The sequence below is a fragment of the Streptomyces camponoticapitis genome (assembly GCF_014646115.1).
GTDB classification, from domain to species: domain Bacteria; phylum Actinomycetota; class Actinomycetes; order Streptomycetales; family Streptomycetaceae; genus Streptomyces; species Streptomyces camponoticapitis.
Map to the genome: position 1 here is coordinate 1 of NZ_BMMV01000005.1, position 15,293 is coordinate 15,293.

General features: G+C 67.7%; 22 protein-coding genes. 1 reads left to right on the plus strand and 21 read right to left on the minus strand.

Going from position 1 to position 15,293, the window contains the following annotated elements; translation table 11 throughout:
- From IEY79_RS08885 to IEY79_RS08965, 17 genes are all read right to left on the minus strand, one after another.
- A partial coding sequence (locus IEY79_RS08885) for a phage tail tape measure protein (RefSeq protein ID WP_373292498.1) occupies window positions 1-2,960 on the minus strand: 2,960 nt, incomplete at its 3' end.
- Window positions 2,961-2,982: 22 nt separating this feature from the next.
- A complete protein-coding gene (locus IEY79_RS08890; protein WP_189106819.1) occupies window positions 2,983-3,300 on the minus strand; it encodes a hypothetical protein in 318 nt (105 codons plus the stop codon).
- Between the two features lie 95 nt (window positions 3,301-3,395).
- Window positions 3,396-3,743: a hypothetical protein gene (locus IEY79_RS08895; RefSeq protein WP_189106820.1), complete on the minus strand. Its 348-nt coding sequence runs from the start codon at window positions 3,741-3,743 to the stop codon at window positions 3,396-3,398.
- Complete coding sequence (locus tag IEY79_RS08900) at window positions 3,740-4,090, minus strand: hypothetical protein (protein WP_189106821.1); 351 nt, start codon at window positions 4,088-4,090, stop codon at window positions 3,740-3,742. The genes IEY79_RS08895 and IEY79_RS08900 overlap by 4 nt, the downstream gene beginning before the upstream one ends.
- Before the next feature lie 6 nt (window positions 4,091-4,096).
- Window positions 4,097-4,273, minus strand: coding sequence for a hypothetical protein (locus IEY79_RS08905; protein ID WP_189106822.1), 177 nt, complete (start codon window positions 4,271-4,273; stop codon window positions 4,097-4,099).
- 76 nt (window positions 4,274-4,349) lie between these two features.
- Window positions 4,350-4,871, minus strand: coding sequence for a hypothetical protein (locus IEY79_RS08910; RefSeq protein ID WP_189106823.1), 522 nt, complete (start codon window positions 4,869-4,871; stop codon window positions 4,350-4,352).
- 52 nt (window positions 4,872-4,923) lie between these two features.
- A complete protein-coding gene (locus IEY79_RS08915) occupies window positions 4,924-5,349 on the minus strand; it encodes a hypothetical protein (protein ID WP_229700764.1) in 426 nt (141 codons plus the stop codon).
- Entirely contained in the window at window positions 5,346-5,636 is a 291-nt protein-coding gene (locus tag IEY79_RS08920; RefSeq protein ID WP_189106824.1) for a hypothetical protein, read from the minus strand. The genes IEY79_RS08915 and IEY79_RS08920 overlap by 4 nt, the downstream gene beginning before the upstream one ends.
- 9 nt (window positions 5,637-5,645) lie before the next feature.
- Window positions 5,646-5,993 (minus strand): hypothetical protein, encoded by a 348-nt coding sequence (locus tag IEY79_RS08925; RefSeq protein ID WP_189106825.1) that lies wholly within the window; start codon window positions 5,991-5,993, stop codon window positions 5,646-5,648.
- On the minus strand, window positions 5,993-6,544 hold the full coding sequence (locus tag IEY79_RS08930; RefSeq protein WP_189106826.1) for a head-tail connector protein: 552 nt from the start codon (window positions 6,542-6,544) through the stop codon (window positions 5,993-5,995). The genes IEY79_RS08925 and IEY79_RS08930 overlap by 1 nt, the downstream gene beginning before the upstream one ends.
- A complete protein-coding gene (locus tag IEY79_RS08935; protein WP_189106827.1) occupies window positions 6,534-6,884 on the minus strand; it encodes a hypothetical protein in 351 nt (116 codons plus the stop codon). Before IEY79_RS08935 ends, IEY79_RS08930 begins: the two co-directional genes overlap by 11 nt.
- On the minus strand, window positions 6,881-7,093 hold the full coding sequence (locus tag IEY79_RS08940) for a hypothetical protein (protein WP_189106828.1): 213 nt from the start codon (window positions 7,091-7,093) through the stop codon (window positions 6,881-6,883). The genes IEY79_RS08935 and IEY79_RS08940 overlap by 4 nt, the downstream gene beginning before the upstream one ends.
- Before the next feature lie 9 nt (window positions 7,094-7,102).
- Window positions 7,103-7,285, minus strand: a complete 183-nt coding sequence (locus IEY79_RS08945) for a hypothetical protein (protein ID WP_189106829.1) — start codon at window positions 7,283-7,285, stop codon at window positions 7,103-7,105.
- A gap of 86 nt (window positions 7,286-7,371) precedes the next feature.
- The gene (locus IEY79_RS08950) at window positions 7,372-8,703 is read right to left on the minus strand and encodes a phage major capsid protein (protein WP_189106830.1); all 1,332 of its coding nucleotides are present in this window, start codon (window positions 8,701-8,703) and stop codon (window positions 7,372-7,374) included.
- Between the two features lie 6 nt (window positions 8,704-8,709).
- Complete coding sequence (locus IEY79_RS08955) at window positions 8,710-9,582, minus strand: HK97 family phage prohead protease (protein WP_229700765.1); 873 nt, start codon at window positions 9,580-9,582, stop codon at window positions 8,710-8,712.
- A gap of 4 nt (window positions 9,583-9,586) precedes the next feature.
- Window positions 9,587-11,515 carry a phage portal protein gene (locus IEY79_RS08960; protein ID WP_189106832.1) on the minus strand — a complete coding sequence of 643 codons (1,929 nt, stop codon included), beginning with the start codon at window positions 11,513-11,515 and terminating at the stop codon, window positions 9,587-9,589.
- Window positions 11,515-11,739, minus strand: a complete 225-nt coding sequence (locus IEY79_RS08965; protein WP_189106833.1) for a hypothetical protein — start codon at window positions 11,737-11,739, stop codon at window positions 11,515-11,517. Before IEY79_RS08965 ends, IEY79_RS08960 begins: the two co-directional genes overlap by 1 nt.
- A 39-nt stretch (window positions 11,740-11,778) precedes the next feature.
- On the opposite strand from IEY79_RS08965, the gene IEY79_RS08970 reads away from it, so the two are divergent.
- Entirely contained in the window at window positions 11,779-12,006 is a 228-nt protein-coding gene (locus tag IEY79_RS08970; RefSeq protein WP_189106834.1) for a hypothetical protein, read from the plus strand.
- On the opposite strand, the gene IEY79_RS08975 is transcribed toward IEY79_RS08970, so the two are convergent.
- The 4 genes from IEY79_RS08975 to IEY79_RS08990 form a co-directional block, all read right to left on the minus strand.
- Window positions 12,003-13,718 carry a terminase large subunit gene (locus IEY79_RS08975; RefSeq protein WP_229700766.1) on the minus strand — a complete coding sequence of 572 codons (1,716 nt, stop codon included), beginning with the start codon at window positions 13,716-13,718 and terminating at the stop codon, window positions 12,003-12,005. The two genes, IEY79_RS08970 and IEY79_RS08975, sit on opposite strands and share 4 nt — an antisense overlap.
- A 4-nt stretch (window positions 13,719-13,722) precedes the next feature.
- Window positions 13,723-14,202, minus strand: coding sequence for a phage terminase small subunit P27 family (locus tag IEY79_RS08980; RefSeq protein WP_189106836.1), 480 nt, complete (start codon window positions 14,200-14,202; stop codon window positions 13,723-13,725).
- 307 nt (window positions 14,203-14,509) lie between these two features.
- A complete protein-coding gene (locus tag IEY79_RS38350) occupies window positions 14,510-14,866 on the minus strand; it encodes an HNH endonuclease (RefSeq protein WP_189106837.1) in 357 nt (118 codons plus the stop codon).
- Between the two features lie 48 nt (window positions 14,867-14,914).
- A complete protein-coding gene (locus IEY79_RS08990) occupies window positions 14,915-15,253 on the minus strand; it encodes a hypothetical protein (protein ID WP_189106838.1) in 339 nt (112 codons plus the stop codon).
- Window positions 15,254-15,293: the final 40 nt, after the last annotated feature.

The window sequence follows — 15,293 nt, forward strand, 5'->3', positions numbered from 1 at the left end:
CAGTCCCACGACGGGTTGCCGTTGCCGCCCCACTGGTACTTCTTGCCGGCCTGGGTGCGCGCCCACGACAGGGCTTTCTGGACCCGCGGCCCGCCGATGCCCCCGGCGCCCCTCTTGTCGGCTTCCTTGGTGTAGCCGAACAGGGTGTCGATGATGCTTGTGGGGATCTTGCGGATCATCTGGCCGAAGCCGGTGTCCATGCCGGGGAACGACCGCAGCAGCGGGTCGACGACGTGCTTCACGCCGGCGCGTGCGGACGCCTCCATGCCGTCCTTCAGCCAGCCCGCGGTCTTCTTGATGCCGTCCCAGGCGGCCGATCCGGCACCGGACACGGTCTTGCCGATCCAGCCGAAGATTCCGCCGTCAGCAAAGCGCTGCGTCGGGGTGTTCGGGTTGCCGCCGAACACCGGGGCGAGGGCAGCCTTGACGCCGCCCGCACCACGCGTGCGGGCAATCCGGTTCATGTGGCCGACGAACCCGGAGCCGACCGCGCGGGTGAACTCCGGCCGCATGATGGCCTCGCCACCCGACATCTCCAGTGCGCCGCCGGTGGGCGAGTAGAACTTATGCGGATCCCTACCGGGCGTGTAGCCGGGCAGGACGCCGCCCCGGGCGAACTTGACGGCAGGCAATGAGGGGGCCCCGAACGCCTTGGCGACGGCGTTCCAGGTCGGGCGAATTCCCTTCCCATACACCGTATTGACTATGAATTCGACGGGGCCCCGGGCGATGCTCTTCAGCTTGTCCCAGGCGATCTTGATGGCCGCGCGGGCAAGCTCGAATGCCCTTCCTACCTGGGCAGTTGCCGACTTCAGCTTGTCGAAAACGGGCTTGATGCCCGAGTTCCACACGGTGGAGATGGCCGACTTGATGCCGTTCCATGCCGGCTTTGTGGCGTTGTTCCACAACCAAGTGAAGACCGCGCCCAAGGCGCGCAGACCGGCCTTGAAGTAGCCGAACACGGTCTGGGCTTGGCCCCACATCAGCTTGACGCCAGCGATCACCAGCATCGCCATGGGCTTGACGCCCTTGTTGTACAGCCAGAGTGCCGCGTCGGCTACCGCCCAAAAGCCCTGCTTGATCGCAAAGAAGATCGGCTCAAGCACGGACCACAGGAACTTGGCGACTTCCACGATCAGCCCGAACACGGGCTTGATCACAGAGTTCCACAGCCACATGACCACGGCGCCGATCAGGCGGACAGCGAGGTAGATCGGTCCGCCGACGACGATCACGAACAGTGTCGCGAGGATCCGCGCCGCCGTCGAGATGAAGGAGAACGTCGGCTTGATCGCGGTGTTCCACAGCCAGATCGCGGCGTCCCCGATCGCGCGCAGGCCGGTCATAAACCCGGCGAACGCGGGCTTCAGGATGCTGTTCCAGGCGAATGAGGCGGCCGTCTGGATGCCCTGCCAGGCGCCCTGGACGATGTTGCGGAACGTCTCGCTGCGCTGGTAAGCGACGTACAGGGCGGCGCCCAGCGCGAGGATCGCGGTGATCACAAGGATCACCGGGTTGGCGTTCATCACCAGGTTGAAGGCGGCCTGCGCGAGCGTCGCGCCCTTCTGCACCGTCGTCCACGCGAGAATTGCCCCGCGGTAGATCGCGAACACCGCAGTGACCGCAGCAACGGCGATCTGCTGGGCAAAGATGGCGGCGGTGAATCCGACAACAGCGATGCCGACAGGGATCAGCCACGTGCCCATGTCGCGCAGCCAGTCGACCACCGCGGCGCCGCCCTGCCACAGACCCACCAGGGCGGGCAGCAGCACGGAGGCGATGGCCGATCCGACGATGCGGAGCGGCGGAACCAGGTAGGTGTTGAGGCCGTGGGCGACTCGCGATACGACGGGCAGGACCTCGCCGCCGAGGAAGTCGACGAACCCCTGCTTGAGTGTCCGGACGAAGACTTCGATCTCGTGCGAGGGTCCGGAGTGCAGGGTCTTGCCCAGCCCGGCCGCGGCGCCGGCGACCTTCCCAAATCCGCTCGCGGCCTTGCCGGGGTCGAGCTTGAACAGGGCTGCGCCCAGGTCTTCCGCCTGGGTGCCGAAGAGGCCGACGGCGGCGGCGTTCTGCTTGACCGGGTCCTTGATCCCACGGAGTTTGTCGAGAACCAACTGCAGTCCGTCGTTGGCGCCCTTGCCGCCCTTGGCGATCTTCAGGGACATGTCTTCGGCGTCCAGGCCGATCGCCTTGTACGCGTCCTGCGACGACTCGGACATGTCGATCGCGCGGATCGAGAACTCCTTGAACGCGTCCGCGATGATGTCGGTGTCGCGGGCGCCGCCCTGGAGGCCCTGCTGGAACAGGCCGAGCGCCTGCTTGCTGTCGATGCCCAGCTTCTTGAGCTGGACGGGGTACTCCTGGAACGTCTCCAGCAAGTCCTCGGCGTTCGGCCCGAGCTTCTGCATGCCGACGGTGATGACGTCGAGGGCCGCACTGGCTGACGGCGCGAGGCCGTTCTTCATCAGCGCGCTGACGGCCTGCGTCTGCATCGACATGTCGGTGCCGAACGTGTTCGCGACGTCGGCCATCTTCGTGGCGATGGACGTCAGCTGCTTGTTCGTCGCGTCCGGCGGCGTCAGGCCCGCGTTGACGATCGCGCGGATCGTGTCCGCGCCCTGCTGAATGTCGGTTGTGATGCCGCTGGAGTACAGCTTCCCGGCGATCTTCCCGTAGCGGGCGGCTTCTTGGCCTGTGGCGCCGAGCTGAGCCTGGAGGGTGGAGGTGATGTTTGCCTGGTCCATTGCCTCCGTGATGCCGGCGACGAGGAGCGCTCCAGCGGCGGCCCCGGCGACGGCAGCGCCTGCGGCCATCTTGTCGCGGAGACCGCTGCCTGCCGCTTCGCCCGCTTCGCCGCCCGCGTCTTCTGCTGGCCCGACGAGCTGGCGGCGGAGTTCGTCGGAGATGCCCCGCACCGAGGGGATGATCTGGATCGTTGCGTAGCCGACGTTCGGCACGGGGCGGCCCCCTATTCAGTTGTCAGGCGATGCGCCCTTCGGCGATGGCCTGTTCGCGCTCGCGCTTGCGACGCCGGGCGTCTTCGATCTTCGCCACGCGTTCCGGGGAGTTCTTCCTTGCCCGGCTCTGCGTCACCCACCAACGCGGGTACGGCTTCGGGGGCTTCAGCTTCCCCTTCTTCGGGTCGGAGTTGGCCGACGAGAAGTGGAAGTCGAGGCTGGTCACCGCGTCGAACACGTCGGCCAGCAGGACTTCCTGGCCGGTCGGCTCGGGGAGCCCGTCGCGCAGGGCGGTGCGGGTGGCCGCCTGAGGCGACAGGCCGCTGACGAGGCTGGCCAACTCCCGGTATGTCAGGTCCCCGTTGGTCAGGTCGCGCAGACGGACGCCGTACTCGCGCCGGAGGTCCGCTTCGAGCGCTCTGCCGTGCCTCCGGATCAGCTCTCGGAGGCGTCCGATTCCCCCGGCTCCATCCCGCAGTGCTTGCGGTAGTTCGCGAACAGAGCCTTCATCTTGTACTGCGGAAGCTTGACCTTGCGGAAGTCGTCGAACTGGTCACCGAGCGATGTGCGGAAAACGCCGATCATCGCCTTCACCTCGCCACCTTCGGCGTGCTCGACGAGGTCCCAGATGTCGAGGCCCTCCATGTGGGTGAACTCGAAGCGGCGGCCGTTGAAGTGGACGCGGAAGGGGGTGAGGTCGACCTCGGAAGTGACGGCGTCGAGGTTGAAGTCGAACGGCTGGTCGTCGGCGGTCTTCTTGGCGGGGGCGCGGTTCGTAGTCATGCGCGGTTCTCACTCTCGGGGGTGGCGGGCTTGAGGATCTGGAGACTCAGAGTGGGGATGGTGAGGCGGACCATTCCGGCGCCGTCAGGGCTGAGAGTCAGCTCCATCTGGTCGGCCTGGATGACCCACGGGAACGGCTTCCCGTCGATGTGGATGTCGCCGCCAGGCTGGATGACGATGCTCTGCGCGAGCGGCACCTCTGCCTGAGTTGCGGGGCGTTGGCGTTCGGCGGCGAGCGAGGCGACGACGCGACTGCGCTGGTGGCGCGGCAGTTCAGCGCCCTGGTAGATCAGACCGAGGCGAACGGCCTGCTTGTAGATCTCACCCTCAGTGAAGGACAGGGGCATTGAGGCTCACCGACCGTCCGCCGCTACGCCCTGGCGGACGATGCTGCGGACATCCAGGGGGCGGACGTAGGCGACAACCTCGTTGCGGATGTAGGCGACGTACTGCTCGCCGTCGTAGTCGAGGCGTTCGACGTCGAGGGTCTGCTCGGTGCCGTCGTCGTAGGTGATCAGGTACTGGGACATGCGCGGTTCCCTTCGGGTGCGCGGTTCGGGTAGAGCCGGGGCGCGGTGAACCGCGCGAACTCCGCGCCCCGGCCGATCAGGCTCCGGCAGTGAACTGCCGGAGGAAGAGGACCTTGCCCGACGTCGGGAAGATCGTGGCGACCAGCGAGTACGCGGTCAGGTCCGTCTCGTTCTCCTGGACGTCACCGTCCAGGTCGACCTCCGCGTACTGGGCGGTGATCAGGCGCTTGACCTTGTCGCCCTCGCGCGTCTCGAACGCCATCTTGATCTGCGCCGGACGCGGCACGATGATCTCGGTCTCGGTGCTGCCCGGCCAGATCAGCGACCGGGTCGTCTCGTTGTCCTCCAGCGCGGTGAAGGACTTCGTCAGCTTGAAGTGCGCGCGCGACGTGCGGACGAGAATGCCGCCCCACGCGTACTTGTCGTCCTTGTCCTCGTCGCGGGACTCGGTGTAACCCTCGTCGCCGTCGAGAAGGCCAACGAGTCCCCAGTCCACGCTGAACGGGTCATCGACGGTCGCAGGGTTGGTCGCGGACAGGGGGCCGACATACACGTCGGCGTCGGTCCACAGTGAAGCGTTAGTCGGGTCGCCGGCCACGGCAGACCTCCTCATTCGGTACGGGGTCGGTGTGCGCGCGGTTCGGCGGTGCCTAGGTCAGGACCGTTGGGCGGACGTTGACGGTGACGGTGAACGTGCTGAGGTCGACGGCCGAATCCGTGTTGTCGACCGCCGGGAGCGGCCCGGTCGCGGGACGGACGGAACGCAGAACCGTCCCGTCGTGGATGAGCAACAGGCCCTGGCAGAGCTGCGCGAGATCGTGGGCCCGGTCGGCGTCCTCGTGCCACACGGTGCAGCGCAAGGTGCAGCGGGCATTGGCCATCGAGCCGTGCGGCAGAGTCACGTCCAGCCGGACCAGGACATAGGGCAGGTGCGGAGTCTCCGGGGAGCGGTCGCCCGGCACGAGGGTGCCAACCTTGACGCCCTCCGCGTAGTCCTCGGAGCGCGCCGCCAGGGCCGCGCGCAACACGCCCGCGCCCGCCGACTGCACGTCAGAAAAGACAACCAGCGGCTTCACCGCGCGCCGCCCCGCCACTCGCGAATCTCCAACTGTGCGGCACCGGCCGCGCGGGTCAGAATCCCGTCGCGCGCCTGCCAGGCCATCGCCCGCCGGTCCGCCACAACCACCGTCGCCGCGCCACGGTCCGTCGTGTACGAGCGGACCTCAATCGTCGTGCCCGACGGGACCATGGCCCGCACGTTCGCGGCCACCTCACCCGCCTTGCCATTGACCAGCTGGCGCACCTCGTCGCCGCGAAGAACCTCGCGGACCCCGGCGGCATCGAGACGGAAATCCTCCAGCACGGCAGCCTCCTATCCGGTGACGCGCTTCACCTCGAACTCGATGTGATGCACCTCGTCTGCGAACAGCTCGGGCCAGCGGGCTACTTCGCCGTCGACCTCCAGCGTCATGCCGTCCCACTCGATGCGGTCGACAGCGGTGATGTCCGGGTTGGTGCCCTCGGCCGACTGGACGTGCCAGCCGGTGACGACGGCGTCGCGCTGCTCGTCCACGGTCTCCTGCTGGATGCTGGGCTGAATGTTCAGCAGGTCCACGGTGAGGCGGGTGACGGCGCCGGGCGACCAATCCGCGACGGTGTTGCCGCCGCGGTCCGTGCGCTCGCCCGCGCGCACGCGCACCGCGCTCTGGTTGAACATCATCAGGCGTCCCCGGAGGTTCGGATCTTGTGGCGGGCCACGGCCGCGGACCACTGACTGGACACGCCCACGGCGGCCGTGGCCCCGAACGTCACGGACTGACCGCCGACGGCCCGGCTTTGCACGCCGGCCGGCACGGTGAACATCGTGCGGGCCTGGTCGATGACCGCTTCCTGAATGTCCTCCGGGATCGGATTCCACCCGTGCGAGTACACGACCGCCAGGCAGCGCAGGCGGTCCGGCCACCGGTAGCAGTTGAGCCGCCGGAGCGCACCCATGTCCGACCACTGGTAGTCGGTGCCCTCGACAAGGAGTTCGCCGTCGAGCTCCACACTGGCGACTTCGGTCGTCGGCCAGACGGGCAGCAGCAGCGACTCGCGGCCGTTGCCGTCGAGCGTCACATGGTCGTCGGGCACCAGATCCACGTCGTGGCCGACCGCGCCACGGAACCGCCGGGTGGCTGCCCGCAGGGCGGCCAGCAGCTTCGGATCGTTCGCCGGCTTCCCCAGCCAGACGGCCAGCTCGTCAGGGTCCGCCAGGAACTCAGTCGCCACCGGGGGCGGCCTTGCCGCGCGGCGTGCGGGCCTTGTTCTGCGATCCGGCCCGCGCCTTGTTCGGGGACTCCGGGACGGCCTTCGCCTCGGCCGCAGGGGCGGCGTCGACAAGATCCTCGTCGGTGAGGCCGTACCTTGCGGCGTCGGCCTCGTTGAACTTCATGACGGTCTCGGCGCCCGACGGCGACGTGTACCGGTATCTCTTCAGCGGCCCGCCCACGGCGGCCACCTCCTCGATGTTCTGGTCGACCGGAACCGACATGGAGGGCGGGCCGCACGCCGCGTGCTCGGCGCCGCACGGACACCGCCCCTGAGCCGTCCGGTGGGTGAACAGCGTCACGACGCCATCTGGCCGGACGAACGCATCGCCGCCATCAGCGCGTTGACCTTGGTGCGCAGCGCCAGGTAGTCGGCGCGCAGAGCGTCGTACTCGGCCTTCGTCGGCGTGGCGCCAGCAGCGACCACCGAAGTGGCCGCGCCGGCGTCCGCGACCGCCGCCGTCCGCTTGCCCTCACGGGCCGCGCCGGCAGCAGGGTCCAGATATGCCATGTCAGCCTCCTATTGCTGGATCAACGCGACGCTGAGTGTCAGCGTTGACCCGCCAGCGGTGTTCTTCACGTGAAGCTCCTCGTTGTGCACGCTGACCTTCAGAGGAGAACCAGACGCGCCCACCTGAAATGCGGTGTCAGTGCCGCTGGCATCCTCGGCCACAACCAGCTGAACGGCGCCAGCCAGGTACACGTCCCAATCCCCCTGAGGGGACGCCGCCAACGCACCGAATACGCCAACAGTCGCCCCGGGGGGAATCGTGACCTGACGTGCGTACATCACGCCGCAGTCAGGTCGATCTCGACGAAGGCGTTGGGCTGAAGCACCCCGAACGCGGCGCGCATCTCGGCGAGGATCGCGACGAGGTTGCGAACGAAGAAGTCGAGGTGCGAGTCGGTCATCTGGATGGTGGCCTGCTCGCGGTCCCAGAGGATCGCCTTGCGGAAATCGCCGACGTAGCCGGTGCCCGCGGGGACGGCCTCGGTCTCGATGACCGGCACGCCCCAGAGGTTGCCCGCAGTGCCCGTGCCGGCCGGGCCGCCGAAGTAGTAGCGGGCCTCGTTGTCCTGGAGCAGGTCGATCGTCTCCAGGTCGGCAGGGTTGAGCAGGTACGCGTTCGCGACGGAGCGGCCCACGGTGCGGACCTTCGTCTTCGCCTTGCGGGTGGTGGTGAGGGCGTCGGTGTCCCACGCCTGCGACTGCGTGCCGGAGACGGTGGCGATGCCCTCGAAGTTTTCGCCCGTGTTGTCGCCCTGGACGATCTGGTCTTCGAGCTCCTCCTCCAGTCCGTAGCGGAGGAAGGCGTCGATGAGGGTCCGGATCTGCGCGGCGTCGGACAGGGCCCGCTTCGTGACGGGCATCCAGTGCGCGATCGTCTTCACCGGGGCGGTGATCTTCGCCAGGGCGAGCCCGGACTCGGGCTTGTAGCCGCCGCCAGCCACGTTGACCAGGGCGCCGGCTCCACCGGGGGCGGTGGGCGCCGCCGACGAAGTGGCCTCCGCGACCGGGGCCGCGTTGTTCGTGATCGACGTGACGCGCACGTACTCGACGGTGTCGCTGGTCGTGCTGCCGTTGGTGACGACGTCCCGGATCCGCAGCGGGCGCTGAAAGACGTCCGTGCCGACCTGGAGACCGCGCCAGTCGTTCTGGACCAGCGACCCGGCAGACGTGTCCGAAGCGCCGGTGACGAGGGACTTGAAGCCCACCATCTCCGACTGGACGCGCTGCTGCTTCCCGAACACACCGTTCGGCGCGCTCGCCAGCAGGCCCTTGTACTCGGCGCTGTTGGTGAACTGCTCGCCCAGGGACTTGCCGCGCTCCGGGAGTTCGAACCCGGACGCGGTGCGCCGGCGGCCGTCCTCGTCGGTCTTCGCGTTCAGGGCGATGTCGTCGCCCAAGTCGGCGAGAGTCTTCTTCAGTTCGTCGTTGCCGCGGGCCTTCTCGATCTCACCTTTGGCCTCGGTCGCCTTGGCCATATGCTCGCGCAGCTGGCCGGCCTCTTCGGGTGTGAAGTCGCGGTCGCCGTCCTCCTCGGCCGTCTTCGTGATCTGGCGGGCTTCGAGGAGGTGGTGCTTCATGAGCTCCTTGAGCTCATCGATCTTGCTGGGCATGGATCCTCATTCCGTGAGCGAGGCCTCAAGCTCGGCGAGCTCAAGGCTGGTGCGCAGACGGAGCGAGTCGGTTCCGACCTTGGCGGCGCCTACGAGTTCAGGCACTTCGCGGAGGTTCGGCTTGGTCTCGATCTCGATGCTGCTGGAGGTTTCGGCCTTAGGCCCCTGAGCGGGCAGGGTGTCCGGCTGGGCGGGCGGCTGTACGCCGTCGGCTGCGGGATCACTTAGCTGGCTGGACTCCTCGGTCGCCTTACTCTTCTCCGGCGTCGCCGCCGCAAGCACCTCGCCGATCGCCTCGTGGGCCTTGGCGAGGGAGTCGTAGTTGGACTGGCTCAGGACTCGGCCAGCCTTTGCGCTGCGTACTAGGCCGTGAGCCTTCGCGGCAAGCAGCTCTGTCTCCTGGTTCGCGCCGACGAGGCATGGGCCGACCTCGTGCAGCTTCAGCCGTCGCAGCTCGTAGTAGCCGCCGTACTTGTGCTCGTCGTCGTTCACCCACGCGCCTTCGCTGACGTCGTAGGCAAATGAAAACTGCGTAACGCGGCGGCCCTTCAGCAGGCGGTACACCTGGGCCGCGGTCGGGTTGCTGTCGAGGTCATCGATCTGACCGGTGACCTCCAAACCCTGGAGAGTCTCGACGGCCTTGACGACCGTGCCCACGTGGGCGAACGGGTCACCCCAGGCATGGGACCAGATCACCGGGATCGGATCCTGCTTGGCGGCCCACTCCTCCAGCGTCTCCGTGAACGCGCCCGGCCGGACCACATCCCCCACGCTGTCCTCGTTGCCGAAGACACTGACGAGAGCGGTGAACTGCCCCTCGGCCAGCCCGTCGGCGACGCCCGCCGCCTTCACTTTCGCGGTGAAATCCTTCGTGCGCACGGCGTCATTCCTCCTTCGCGTAGTCGAGAGTGCAGTTGCAGTTGACGAGCTCGGCCGTCTTGCCGGACCCGTCGCCCGGCCACCTGAGGCCGTTGGAGAACACGTCATCCAGGGAGACCTGTTCGCCGTCCTGCGCCTTATGGCTGGGCCGCGGGTTCTTCCCGCCGGTCCGCCAGATCTTCCTCGTCAGCCCGGACGCCTTCGCCGCGTCGTGGCCACCGAAGCTCGTGAGCTCCGTCGAGGCGGTTGCCGCGCGCACCGCGGCGTCCGTCGCCAGCGAGGCCGCGGCCTGCCGGAGGTCGTCCTGCCAGCCCTCGGATTCGGCTTCCTGCACTCGGGCGACCGCCTTGCGGCCCGCTTCCTCGTGCTGCTCGGCGTGAGTCTCGGCGGCGGCCAGGATCCAGGCGAGCATCACGTCCGCCGACCAGCCCTCGACGTCCGGGTTCCACTCACTCAGCACCGCCCAAGCGCCGACCTGCGCGAGACGGAAGCCGTGATCCGCCAGCAGCGCCGACAGTTGGGCGAGCCGGTCCTTCGAGCCGGCCGCCCACAGCGCCAGCAGATCCGGCATGCCGTCGGCCTTCACGCCCGCGGCCGTCAGGAGCTTCCCGGTGGCGCGCTCCGTGAACTTCACCAGCGACGCCGTGAGAGCCTCGCGCTCGCCATCGGCGGTACCGAGATCAGACGGCCTGCCGCTCTTGACCAGCGCCAGGCCGCGCGCTTTTGGGAGAGCCTCGGGCGGTGGAACGGTGTCGCGCGGGGAGGCGAGCCCACCCTCGGTGACGTTCATCGGGGTGATCAGTTCGTCGCCGCCCTCGATGGACGGCAGGTTGATGCGGGCGCGCCCCTCGTTGCGGGTCATGACCGGGCCGCCGACCATCGTCGACATGGCCGCCGCCTGCTCCTCGAACTGGCCGCGCATCTTCTCCGCGATGTTGAACTCGCAGTACACGTCCTGGTTGTCGGGGAGGTCGGGCAGGATCTGCGACTGGATCTCCTGCTGGAGCATCGTCATCCACGGACCGAGCGTGTCCTGGTACAGGTGCGCATGCTGCTCGCGAATATTGCTGTACGTCGCGTGATCGAGGATGCCGATCAGCGGCGGCGGGATGAAGTACGCCGCCGACACTTCCTCGCGCGTCAGCTTGCGGGCTTCCACGTACTGCGCCTGCTGCGGGTTGAGGGCAATCGGCTTGTACTCCATGCCGTCTTCCAGGATCGGCGTGCCGCCCTCGGCGCCGCCGCCAGCAGCGAACGTTCGCCACATTTCGCGGAACCGACGCCTGTCGTCCGGCTCCCACGTGGCCTCTGCGGGGCGGGTGATGACACCCGTCATGCGCGCACCGGACTTCCACATCGAGGCCCGCTGCTTCGATGCCTCCGTCGACTCCAGCAGCAGATCCCGCAGCGCCTCGATCGGCGACGAGCCGTAGGTCAGATTCTCCGGCGAGTAGCCGTGCGTGTGGACGACCTCATCCGGGCCGAAGTCCCGGCCGCCCGCGGTCTCGTAGTACTCGGGTGAGATCCAGTTTCCGCCGTAGGGGCGGATCAGCGTCGGCGGCACCGGCAGGAGCCGGAGCTGCCCATCGACCTTGATCTTGATCTGGTACGCGTTGTCGTACAGCGCGCAGTCCGCCACCCATCGCTCGACGAACCGGTACGTCGTCAGGCGGGGCAGCGGGGCCGCCAGAAGCTGGGCGAGCGGGTGATCCGTCAGGCGCTCCCGGTCCGTGTCCGACAGGCGCCGGAAGGTGTGAATGCCGAGCTGGGCGATGTTCCGCGCCAGGAAACCGATCACCGTGCGGACCTGCGGCTGCGTCCGCCAGATCGCCTCGTACTCCCACGGCGCGGCTTGCAGCGGCATCGCCGCGTAGCCCGTCGTAACTCCGGCGCCGGTGACCGCGAGCTGGCCTGAGCTGACCACGAACGCCATCAGCCACCGCCCGTCACAGCGAGGACCTGCATGAACTCGACCCTCGACCGCTCGATGACGATCTCGCCGTCAATGCGCTGCGGCTCCCGCCCGGCTTCCAGCAGGATCGCGTCCCGCAGCACCAGCAGCGGACCGCGCTTCGCCCACAGGACCCCGTCGAAAGCCTTGTCCGCCAGGTTGACCACGACGCGCTTGCGCACCGCAGTGCGACGCCATGCGAACATCAGCGACCTCCGTTGAGTTGGAGCCGCTACCGTGGCGACATGAAGATGAAATTCGAGCAGCCCGCCCCCGCCGGAACGGTGTTCACGGCGGACGCATTCGAAGGCCAGATCGGCACCGATGTGCCGGTGAACATCGAGGGAGGGAGCGCACAGACCGGCCGCCTCGTAGCGGCGAAAGTCGCGGATGGTGGTCAGTCCGTTGAGATGACAATCGATGTCGACGTGACCATTCCGCCTTACGGCGGTGGGTCGTTCGGCTTGCGCTAGACGACCATGATTTCGTCCTCGTCCGAGTACGCGCTCTTGCGCTTCGGCGGGCGGGCGACGACCTCGGCCATCGCCGTGGCCAGAGCAGACACGCCGTCGATCTTGTCGCCGCTGTTGGCCTTGTCCGGCTTCACGTTCCCGGCCGGGTCCATCGCCACGGCCAGGTTGTCGACGCACCATCGCGTCACCGGATTGCCGCCATGCCGCAGCACCGGAACCTCGGGGGTCCCCTGCAACGTCAGTCGCTGAATCTCCTTCAGGACCGGCGACATGGTCGCGAAGCCCTGACGGACCTTCACCATCGGCGCCCGCTCCGCGACCAGCGTGTTCGTCATCTGGCTTGCGTTCCACGGGTCGTAGCCGATCGAGCGGACCTTGAAGAAGTCGCGGTCCCGCTTGATCTGCTCCGTGATCCAGTCGTAGTCCGCGACGTTCCCCGGTGTTGCCACCAGGAAGCCCTCGCGAACCCACTTCGAAGCGGCGCCCGCTGTCCGCTTGTCCAGGGCCTTCAGGTTGTCCTCGGGCGTCCAGAAGCGGAACACGGCGTCCAGGGTGCCGTCGGCGTCGTTCGGGAACAGCCAGCACAGGGCGCACAGGTCGGACGTGCTCGCCAAGTCCAGGCCGCCATAGGCGTCCCGGCCCTTCAGCTTCGCCTCGTCGACCATGCCCGCGTTGTCGTCCCACTTGTCCAGCAGGAGGAACTTCGTCTCCTGCTTCGTCCGCAGCCCAAGGTGCAGGCGCTGGAACTTCGCCATGTCGGCCGGCGACTGCTTGGCCTCGTCCGACCGGGCGCGCATGTACGCGCGCGTCGGGCTGATCCCGTAACCGGGGTTCGCCTTCCGCCACGTTGCCTCGTCGTGCGGGTCGTCCGCCTTCTCTGCGGCCCACACCACGCCGTACACCGTGTGCGCGGTGAACACCCGGCGGGCCAGCTGCTCAACACGGCCGCGCTTCCGGTCGTAGATGGACTCACGCTTGCCGCTGTCCGCCGTCGTGATGATGACGATCAGCGGCTGCGTGCGCGAACCGGTGCCCGTCTCGATCGTCTCGACGAGCTCTGGATCCTTGTGGATGTGCAGCTCGTCGATGATCGCTCCGTGCAGGTTCGCGCCGTGCTGGGCATCCGCCACCGAGGCGACGCACTCGAAGTACGAGCCCGAACGCGGATGAACGATCTTCTTCTTCAGCGGCAGGACCCTGCCCTTGAGTGCGGGCGCCTTCTCCGCCAAGTGCTTGATCGGCGCGAAGACAAACCCGGCCTGGCGCTCGTTGGTGGCCGCAGCCACCACCTGCCCGCCCTGCTCGCCGTCCGCGCACGTCAGGTAGATCGCGATGCCGCCAGAGAGCGTGGACTTGCCGTTCTTGCGGGGGATGTCGACGTACAGCTCGCGCACCACGCGCACGTAAGCGTCCGCGTCCGTGTCCCAGTACACCCAGCCGAAGACCGGCGCCAGCACGTAGGCGACCTGCCACGGGTCCGGCTTCAACGGCCGCCCAGCCCACTGGCCCTGCGTATGCCGCAGCAGGTTGAACGACTGGATGACCTTGTCGACGCGGGCCGGGTCGAACACCGCACCCGGCGCCTCACCGGGGCTCGGGGTCTGGATCAGTGGCGGGCAGTCCGGCAGAACCATGCCCCGACTGAGCATGTACCAGGCGACCTCAGGGGAGATCTTCAGGCGCTCCAGCTCGGCCGCTTCCGGCAGATTCACACTGTCAGAACGGGTTGCTTTCGTCCTCGCCATCGTCGGCCCCCTTCGACAGGGCCTGCTCACTGGACGGGCTCAGGCCGAACTGGGCGGCGAACCCGCGCAGCTCGCGGCCGGCTCGGGAAGCGATGGACACCGCGGGGTGCGCGACCGTGCGCGTCGACTCCGCGCCCGAGCGGCCGACGGTCACCACCTCAGTCGTGATGCCCTCCGACGTGACCATGCGGGTCGCGGTCACGAACGACGCCCACGTTTCGCAGTAGGCGGCCAGGACCGCGCGGTCTTCTTCCTTCAGGATGTCCAGGCGCTGGAGACCCGGCACGACGCGGTCCCACTCGGCGCGCGCCTCTTCGCTCAGCCATGACGGAGGGGACGGGGCGATGCGCCGGAACGCCGGGCCCTTGTCGACCGGCCGGCCACCGGAGTCGCGGCCGTCGGCGCGGCCCTTGATCAGCTTGAGTGCGGCCGGCTGAGCGGTGCGCCCCATGGCCATTCACCCCCAGAAATGACAAAATCGCAGGTCAGGAGCCTGCGTGACAGTGAGTGACGGAGCGACCCAGGGTGGCAATTCTGAGCGGGCGTGTGCCGAGTTAACCGCGGCGCTGTCCAGGACATCCGAGCTGGTGATCTTGACTCCCCCTCCCCCCGATGGGGAAGGATCTTGGCCCGAAGATCACCGAAAACATCAACTGGAAGCTACATTTCAGCATACCAGCGAGCCCTTTTTCACGCCTCTGATCGCCCAATTTGATGCCCTGGATGCCCGTTTTGGCCTCGAAATCGGCCCCGAGAGATCAAGAGGTGAGTCTTGAACCCTCGATTCGAGTCCTTCGGCGTCGATCTTCATCCGATTTGACGTCGTGACAGTCGTCGCAGAGCGTCTGGACGTTCGCCGGGTCCCACTTCGAGCCGCCTTCGCTCAAGGGGATGATGTGATCGACTTCGAGCTGTCGCTTCGAGCCGCATCGTCTGCACTGTGGCTCATCCTCAAGCCTTGCAGCCCTGAACGCACGCCACTTGCGTGTGCTGCCTGATCCCCATGCGCTTGATCGGTTGGCCCACGCCTTGCGCTTGTGCTCATCGCATCGGCCATCACTCGTGAGCTCGTTGCATCCCTGTTCACCACACCTGGATGGGGGGGAGGTAGGCACCGGGGGGTCCTTCCCTGGGGGGAGGGGGGTACGCGCGCCCGAGAGGGGCTATCCCTGCATGGCCACCTTGTATGCGCTGAGCTCCAGTTCGGCGTTGTCCACGTCCAGTTGGAGCGTGGTGCCGTAGTAGCGCGTGGGGAAGGGCCCTATGCGCCTGCGTGCGCCTGCTGCGATGGTCCACGTCTTGGGGTCGACGGTGATGCCGTCCACTGTGCTGGCGAACAGGGCGCTGAGGGTGCGTGACACGGCCCCCGTGTTCTCGACCTCGATGAACACGGTGCCGTCGTTGACCACGCTGTGGCCGTTGGTAGCGTCGCCTTCGGTCGGAACGGTGTCGGGGACGCCGGCCCTGACGATCTGGGTGACGGGTACGTTGACGCGGGGCACGGTCGCCTCCTGGCATGCGCGAAGCCCCGCGCGGTGGCGG

What these genes read in the sequence shown, in the direction of transcription:
- IEY79_RS08895 (WP_189106820.1), bottom strand. Translation starts at nt 3,743, where the DNA reads ATGACTACGAACCGCGCCCCCGCCAAGAAGACCGCCGACGACCAGCCG.
- IEY79_RS08900 (WP_189106821.1), bottom strand. Translation starts at nt 4,090, where the DNA reads ATGCCCCTGTCCTTCACTGAGGGTGAGATCTACAAGCAGGCCGTTCGC.
- IEY79_RS08905 (WP_189106822.1), bottom strand. Translation starts at nt 4,273, where the DNA reads ATGTCCCAGTACCTGATCACCTACGACGACGGCACCGAGCAGACCCTC.
- IEY79_RS08925 (WP_189106825.1), bottom strand. Translation starts at nt 5,993, where the DNA reads ATGATGTTCAACCAGAGCGCGGTGCGCGTGCGCGCGGGCGAGCGCACG.
- IEY79_RS08940 (WP_189106828.1), bottom strand. Translation starts at nt 7,093, where the DNA reads ATGGCATATCTGGACCCTGCTGCCGGCGCGGCCCGTGAGGGCAAGCGG.
- IEY79_RS08950 (WP_189106830.1), bottom strand. Translation starts at nt 8,703, where the DNA reads ATGCCCAGCAAGATCGATGAGCTCAAGGAGCTCATGAAGCACCACCTC.
- IEY79_RS08960 (WP_189106832.1), bottom strand. Translation starts at nt 11,515, where the DNA reads ATGGCGTTCGTGGTCAGCTCAGGCCAGCTCGCGGTCACCGGCGCCGGA.
- IEY79_RS08965 (WP_189106833.1), bottom strand. Translation starts at nt 11,739, where the DNA reads ATGTTCGCATGGCGTCGCACTGCGGTGCGCAAGCGCGTCGTGGTCAAC.
- IEY79_RS08970 (WP_189106834.1), top strand. Translation starts at nt 11,779, where the DNA reads ATGAAGATGAAATTCGAGCAGCCCGCCCCCGCCGGAACGGTGTTCACG.
- IEY79_RS08980 (WP_189106836.1), bottom strand. Translation starts at nt 14,202, where the DNA reads ATGGGGCGCACCGCTCAGCCGGCCGCACTCAAGCTGATCAAGGGCCGC.